Source organism: Variovorax stachyos (assembly GCF_051400855.1).
GTDB lineage: Bacteria > Pseudomonadota > Gammaproteobacteria > Burkholderiales > Burkholderiaceae_C > Variovorax.
Genome location: NZ_JBLFFN010000038.1, coordinates 1 through 5,877, shown reverse-complemented (window position 1 = coordinate 5,877; position 5,877 = coordinate 1). Strand labels below are relative to the sequence as shown.

Below are 5,877 nucleotides of genomic sequence, written 5' to 3'. Positions count from 1 at the left end.
TACGCAGCGACTCTGCCCCGAGGCAAACCGCTGGTCTGTGCGACGAGACCACTGGATGACTCCGTGGCGCCGATGACCACCACAAGGCCGCGTGGCCGGCATACTCGCAAGTCAAAAGCCGTTTGCACACAACCTCGGCCGACTGTAGCCGGACGGGCTGTAGGCGCAAAGGGCCCTGATCGGAAGTTTCAGCTGGGTTGAAAGCAGACATCCGCTAAAGTCGCGCGGGGGTTTCCGCATGTGCCTTCTTGGGGGGCTCGGTATCACTTTCGCCCACCGTGAAGAGAGCAGGGCCCGACACCCGCTCAGCGGCCTGACGCAATTTCATTGCGCAACCCATCAACGAGGATGGCCAGCCCCGCGCGAAACTCGGTCTCAGCATCACTGGCCGAAGCAGCCGTGGCAATTTCAATCAGATGCGGAAAGCGGTCCGGAGGGAGCGCTTGAAATCGAGAAATCGTCTCGCTGACGGACTCGCCGGCACGTAGCGTAAGCGGTCCAGCGAGCTCGGCTTGCGCGGCGCCCATGATGAGCGCAGACACCGCTCTGAAAGCAACGAGAAGGCGGTCTCCTGTGCGTCCGCCGCGCGCCAACGTTCGCAGCAGTGCCTCGGCCACTGCGAGCACTTCCGGCGAACGGCTGCGCCTGGTCAGGATGAGCGGTATGACATGGGGGTGGGTCCGGATGGAGCGCCACAGCATCACCGCGATGGCCTCCAGCTCCTCGTGCCAGGCGAGGTCGCCGTCGGGCGCCCATCGAGCCTCGCCGATGACCGCCTCGACCACCAGGACCTCCAACTCCTCTCGCTGCGAGACGTAGTTGTAGAGGGTCATTGCCCCGGTTCCGAGCTCGCTGGCCAGGGCGCGCATGGTCAGGCCCGTGAGTCCGTGCGCATCGACAAGTGCGAGTGCGGCTCGCTGGAGCTGCTCACGGGTGAATTTTGCAGGGCGTCCCACGCTTGACTCCATTCTGAATAAGAGGGTACATTTGCTTAACGTACATTGTACTTAAACCGTTCCCTTAGGACTGGCCTCAGCTGAGGCCCGGATCTGCAACTCGTTCAAGGAAGATTCATGAAGCTCTCAATAGGCGATATGGCACCCGCAACGACCCTGGAGACCATACGTGGGGAGCATCTGACTGTGCCGGATGCCTCCGCGCGGCTTGTTCATTTGCAGTTCCGTCGCTTCGCAGGCTGTCCCGTATGCAACTTCCATCTTCTGACTCTCGCAAGAAGGCAGGAAGATCTCGAGGCGGCAGGCATTCGTGAAGTCATCCTCTTCCATTCTTCGCGAAACGAGATGCTGAAGTATCAGGCGCAGCTCCCCTTTGATTGCGTCGCCGACCCAACCAAGCAACACTACCGCCGGTTCGGTGTGGAAACCTCGGGACTCGCCGTGTTGCATCCACGCGTCTTCTGGAGCGGTATGCGTTGGATTCTGACTACCGGCCGCTTCTACAACAGGGCCGAGAATGGAATCCTTGGCCTGCCTGCGGATTTCCTTATCGACTCGCGAGGCCATGTCGTAGCGGCCAAGTACGGCCTTCATGCGGACGACCACTGGGATGCTGATGAACTGTTGAGCCTCGCGTCTAAGCTGTGCCGAGGCGACAATGCCGGCGCCAACCGGAGCCCAGCAACGCCATAGGGTTCGCATTTCATCATTTGCGGGCACCCGGGTCGGCCGAGCAGCGCAGTGCGCCCCAAAATAGTCGTTCGCGACGTAGGACCCGTTTTGGCCGGCAGCGGCTACACCGAGGAGCCTTCCGAGTTCATGCGACTAGCAGCCCGGGCACGTACTCGTCTACGTAATGTGGCTCGTCAGCCCGCTTGTAGAACTCGCGCAGAGTGCCTCGTGTACGAACCCCAGCTTTTCATAGAAGCGCATCGATGCGCTCAACCGCGCGAGTAGCCTGGAACTGTTCCAGCTGAGCACCATCATCGAGCGCTTGCTGGCCGATCCGCGAAGAATCATCGCCGTGCGCACGAACATGAATCTGGGGCAGACCGTGCGCTTCCTCGATTGGCGCGACGGCCAGATGCGCAACGGTAAGGTGGTTGCCATGAAGGACACGCAGGTCACGCTGCACGAGGAAGGCACTCGGCGCGAGTGGAAGCTGCCTTATGCAGCTGTCGAACCGCCGCTTGCGGCCCCGCAGCCGGCGGCAGCAGCACCGGCGAAGCCGCCACCGATCAAAGCCTCTCGCAACGACTTCCGTGGCGGCGAGAAGGTATCGTTCGACGACAAGTACCTCCAGCCCCAAGTTGGCATCGTCGTTCGCTTTAACCAGCGAACGGCCACCGTCGATACCGGAAACGGTCACTCGTGGCGAGTGCCGTTCCACATGCTTCGACACGTGCTCGACATCTGATCAACACCTGATCGCCACCGACCAGACGACCAGACGACCAGACGACCAGACGACCAGACGACCGTCAAGAGGGTACTGAGCCCGCGCTTACGCCGAGTTCGCCATCGCGAAGTTCTTCGGGCGTGGCGGCGGTGATGGTGATGTGTTCCATTTGGGAGAAGGGTAACGGAGCCGCGCCTCCGGAGGTCGGCTTTCGGCCGCATTGTGCCGTCTAGGTCAGGGCCCCAGTTTTCGCTGCTCAAGTATCGCCAGGCGCGTGGCGAGAACGTTTCGTCTGAGTTTCGCGGCGATGTCTTCCCGCCCTTTCTGCTCCTCCGAGTCAGCCAAGACCAAGCTCATGCCAGTGTCATCGACCGTGCTTGGCGAGTGGTACTCGTCTCCCAACTTGCGCAGCGCATCGCGTAGCAACGTGTTCGCTTGGGCAAAGTTGCGATTCTCAATCGCACTGCTCGCGGCGGCTAGCGAGCGCTTCGCTTCTGCGGCGGCGGTCGAGGACGAAGCGGACGACGGGACCGGTATTGCCGAGCACGCGTGAAGAGCAACAACGACCACCAGCAAAGCCATGGCCATGGCCATGGGGCGCATTCGGAATCGATTCAAGGTTCCCTCCCCGCAGTAAATTTGGGCTGATGGGGTCTGAATTGGACGGTGGTCTCCAATGACCGGTTCTGGGCCAATTGCAGACCTTTGACCACTGGCTAACGATTCGCTCCAAGGAAATTCTCGTCGACATGAACTCGCAGAACGCTCCTTCGACGATGGACCTCCTGAACCTGGCCCTCGAAACCGACACGTCGAGGGCTTGGGCGCTCAGGCTCGGATTGTCCCCAGAAGCACTGAGTACGTCCCGCCACAGAGGTCGGCTCTCGCCAGTTGTCGCTGGAGCGCTGGCCGAAGCTCTTCATCAGGACGCGGCGAAATGGATCGTGATTTCGGCGCTCGAAAATGCACCTGAAGGTGCGTGCAGAAGCAGGGTGACCGAGTACTTCTTCGGGAATCGAGAGCAGCCTGCCCAGGCTTGATCACCGTAAGACCATACGTCGTGCCAACGCAACATGCGTTCACTGCGACACGGCGATCTGAAAACCTTAGGCCTAGAACGCGTCGTATGGCTTTACGACTGCGGTGCATCATCGTTGAGTAACAACTTGTCAGCTAACGATGAATTCAAGCCTTGGGACCCGGTACAACCCCGCGCGCGATCGACGCAACCAACGAGTGACTCGGATCCGTGCCGGATCGGCGGACCAGGGGCATGCCCTCCCGGTATCCGCCGTCGCGCTTGCAGTTGCTTTCATCGCGACGATTCCGCAGCAAGCGCGCGCCGCCAACGAGTGCGGCGCCGATGCTGTTGGCGCCAGTTCTGTCACCTGCAGCGGCGCCAGCTATGCGACCGGCATTCAATACACCGGCAGCGACGGCCTGACCGTCAACCTGAACAATCCGGCCATGGTGGTCCAAGGAGGCGCGGGTGCTGCGGTTGTGATCCTCCAGGGCGGCGGCACGAACAACCTCACCCTCAACGCGACCAGCTTGACCTCGATCACCGGCGTCGGCCGGGGGGCCATATCGCTGACCCATACGGGCAGCGGCACCGGCACTATTGGGATAGGAAGCGGCTCCTTCAGCTCGAACAACAACAGTGGTGTCGTGACCGCTACCAATAACTCTGGCAGCGGCGACGTGCAGTTGACGATGACCGGGGGCCAAGTCACCAATTCAGGGAACGGTTTTGCGGCCTCCGGACTTACCGGATTGGTCAGCGGGACTGCAACCGGAAACCTCAGCGTGATGATGTCGGGCGGCTCCATCCAAACAAGCAGCGCTTTTGCGGCTGGTATTCGCGCACAGGTGAGCAATTTCCCCTCCTCGTCAGCAGTGAGCGTCACGATGACAGGCGGGTCGGTCGACTCTGGCGGGCAAGGGTTGCAAGCTTCCAACAGCGGTCGCGGCCAAGTGACCACGACCATGACAGGCGGAACGGTTCTGGCTCGCAACGGCGGTGCACTAGGTGCTGTTGTCGCTGCTGGCGGATCCCCGGCCGATGCGAAGGTCGTGATGCAGGGCGGATCGGCAACAGCGCAGGGAGTCAGTGCTGTCGGTCTCGGTAGCCAAGTCAATGGCTCCGGCCGGGCCATCGTCCAGATGAGCGGCGGCACCGTTGACGCCCTCATGAACAATGGTGATGGTATTGGTGCGTTTAGCAACGGAACCTACGCCGTCGATGTGACTGGCGGCATGGTCACAGGAGGCACAGGCTTCGGCGCCGGCATCCACACTGTTGCGGCTGCAGGCGGCACGGTGAACATCGGCGCGGGCGCTGTGATCAACGGCGGAGCATCCGGCGTCGCTATTCGGGACGGCGATGGCAACCGCGACGGTATTGACGAGGGCGGTGGCAACGCGACCATCACCACGGCCGGCACCCTCAACGGCGCCATCGTGCTCGGCGGCGGCGCCGACACGCTCACCGTCACCGGCGGTGCTATCAACGGCAACATCACCGGCGACGGCGCCGACGCCCTGAACCTCAACCTCGGCACGAACAGCTTCACCCACGGTGCAGCCTATGCCATCAACGGCATGGGCAGGGTCAGCATGAACTCGGGCACTGCGCAGCTCGACAGCGCGATCGGCGGCGCCACCGCGCTCAGCGTGAACGGCGGCGGCACGTTGGTCCTCGCCGGCGCCAACACCTACACCGGCGGCACGACCATCTCCGCTGGCACCCTGCAGCTGGGCAACGGCGGCAGCTCGGGTTCGATCGTCGGTGACGTGAGCGACAACGGTACGCTGGCTTTCAACCGGTCGGATGCAGTCGCCTTCGGCGGCATCATCTCCGGATCCGGCGCCGTGATCCAGGTCGGCAGCGGCACCACCGCGCTGACGGCAGCCAACACGTATACCGGTAGCACGAACATCCAGTCCGGCACCTTGGCCCTGACCGGCGCCGGTTCGATCGCAGCGTCGAGCGGTGTGGCGGTCAACGGCACCTTCGACATCTCGGACGTGAGCGCAGCCGGCACTAGCGTCACCAGCGTTAGCGGCGGCGGCGCGGTCGTGCTCGGCGCGAAGGCGCTGACGCTGACGGCAGCCAACGGCGACTTCGGCGGCGTCATTGCAGGCACCGGCGGCCTCGCAGTGGCGGCCGGCAGCCAGACCTTGAGCGGCACCAACACCTACACCGGTGCAACGATCATCGGGAGCGCCAGCACCCTGCAGCTGGGCAATGGCGGCAGCTCGGGTTCGATCGTCGGTGACGTTGCCAACAACGGCACGCTGGCCTTCAACCGCTCCGATGCCTCGACCTTCGCCGGCGCGATCTCGGGCGGTGGCTCTGTCCGGCAGATTGGCTCTGGCTCGACCCGTTTGACCGGCAACAGCGCGGCGTTCACCGGCACCACCACGGTCGAGGCCGGCATGCTTTCCGTCAACGGCATCCTCGGTGGCACACTCAACGTGCTCAGTGCCGGCCGCCTGCAAGGCTCCGGCACCGTCGGCAGC

At 62.9% G+C, this 5,877-nt stretch carries 6 protein-coding genes; 4 read left to right on the top strand and 2 right to left on the bottom strand.

The features are described from left to right. Nucleotides 1-305: 305 nt before the first annotated feature. Nucleotides 306-956: a TetR/AcrR family transcriptional regulator gene (locus ACMGEZ_RS29505; RefSeq protein ID WP_436825834.1), complete on the bottom strand. Its 651-nt coding sequence runs from the start codon at nucleotides 954-956 to the stop codon at nucleotides 306-308. 117 nt (nucleotides 957-1,073) lie between these two features. On the opposite strand from ACMGEZ_RS29505, the gene ACMGEZ_RS29500 reads away from it, so the two are divergent. Together ACMGEZ_RS29500 and ACMGEZ_RS29495 are read left to right on the top strand one after the other, a co-directional pair. Further along, nucleotides 1,074-1,649: a peroxiredoxin-like family protein gene (locus tag ACMGEZ_RS29500; protein WP_436825833.1), complete on the top strand. Its 576-nt coding sequence runs from the start codon at nucleotides 1,074-1,076 to the stop codon at nucleotides 1,647-1,649. A gap of 301 nt (nucleotides 1,650-1,950) precedes the next feature. After that, nucleotides 1,951-2,373, top strand: a complete 423-nt coding sequence (locus ACMGEZ_RS29495; protein WP_436825832.1) for a hypothetical protein — start codon at nucleotides 1,951-1,953, stop codon at nucleotides 2,371-2,373. A 216-nt stretch (nucleotides 2,374-2,589) separates the two neighbouring features. On the opposite strand, the gene ACMGEZ_RS29490 is transcribed toward ACMGEZ_RS29495, so the two are convergent. Beyond that, complete coding sequence (locus ACMGEZ_RS29490) at nucleotides 2,590-2,949, bottom strand: hypothetical protein (RefSeq protein ID WP_436825831.1); 360 nt, start codon at nucleotides 2,947-2,949, stop codon at nucleotides 2,590-2,592. A 101-nt stretch (nucleotides 2,950-3,050) separates the two neighbouring features. Between ACMGEZ_RS29490 and ACMGEZ_RS29485 the strand changes: the two genes are divergently transcribed. Both ACMGEZ_RS29485 and ACMGEZ_RS29480 read left to right on the top strand, forming a co-directional pair. Further along, nucleotides 3,051-3,395 (top strand): hypothetical protein, encoded by a 345-nt coding sequence (locus ACMGEZ_RS29485; RefSeq protein ID WP_436825830.1) that lies wholly within the window; start codon nucleotides 3,051-3,053, stop codon nucleotides 3,393-3,395. Nucleotides 3,396-3,591: 196 nt separating this feature from the next. Continuing rightward, on the top strand, nucleotides 3,592-5,877 hold a 2,286-nt coding region (locus ACMGEZ_RS29480; protein ID WP_436825829.1), incomplete at its 3' end, for a beta strand repeat-containing protein.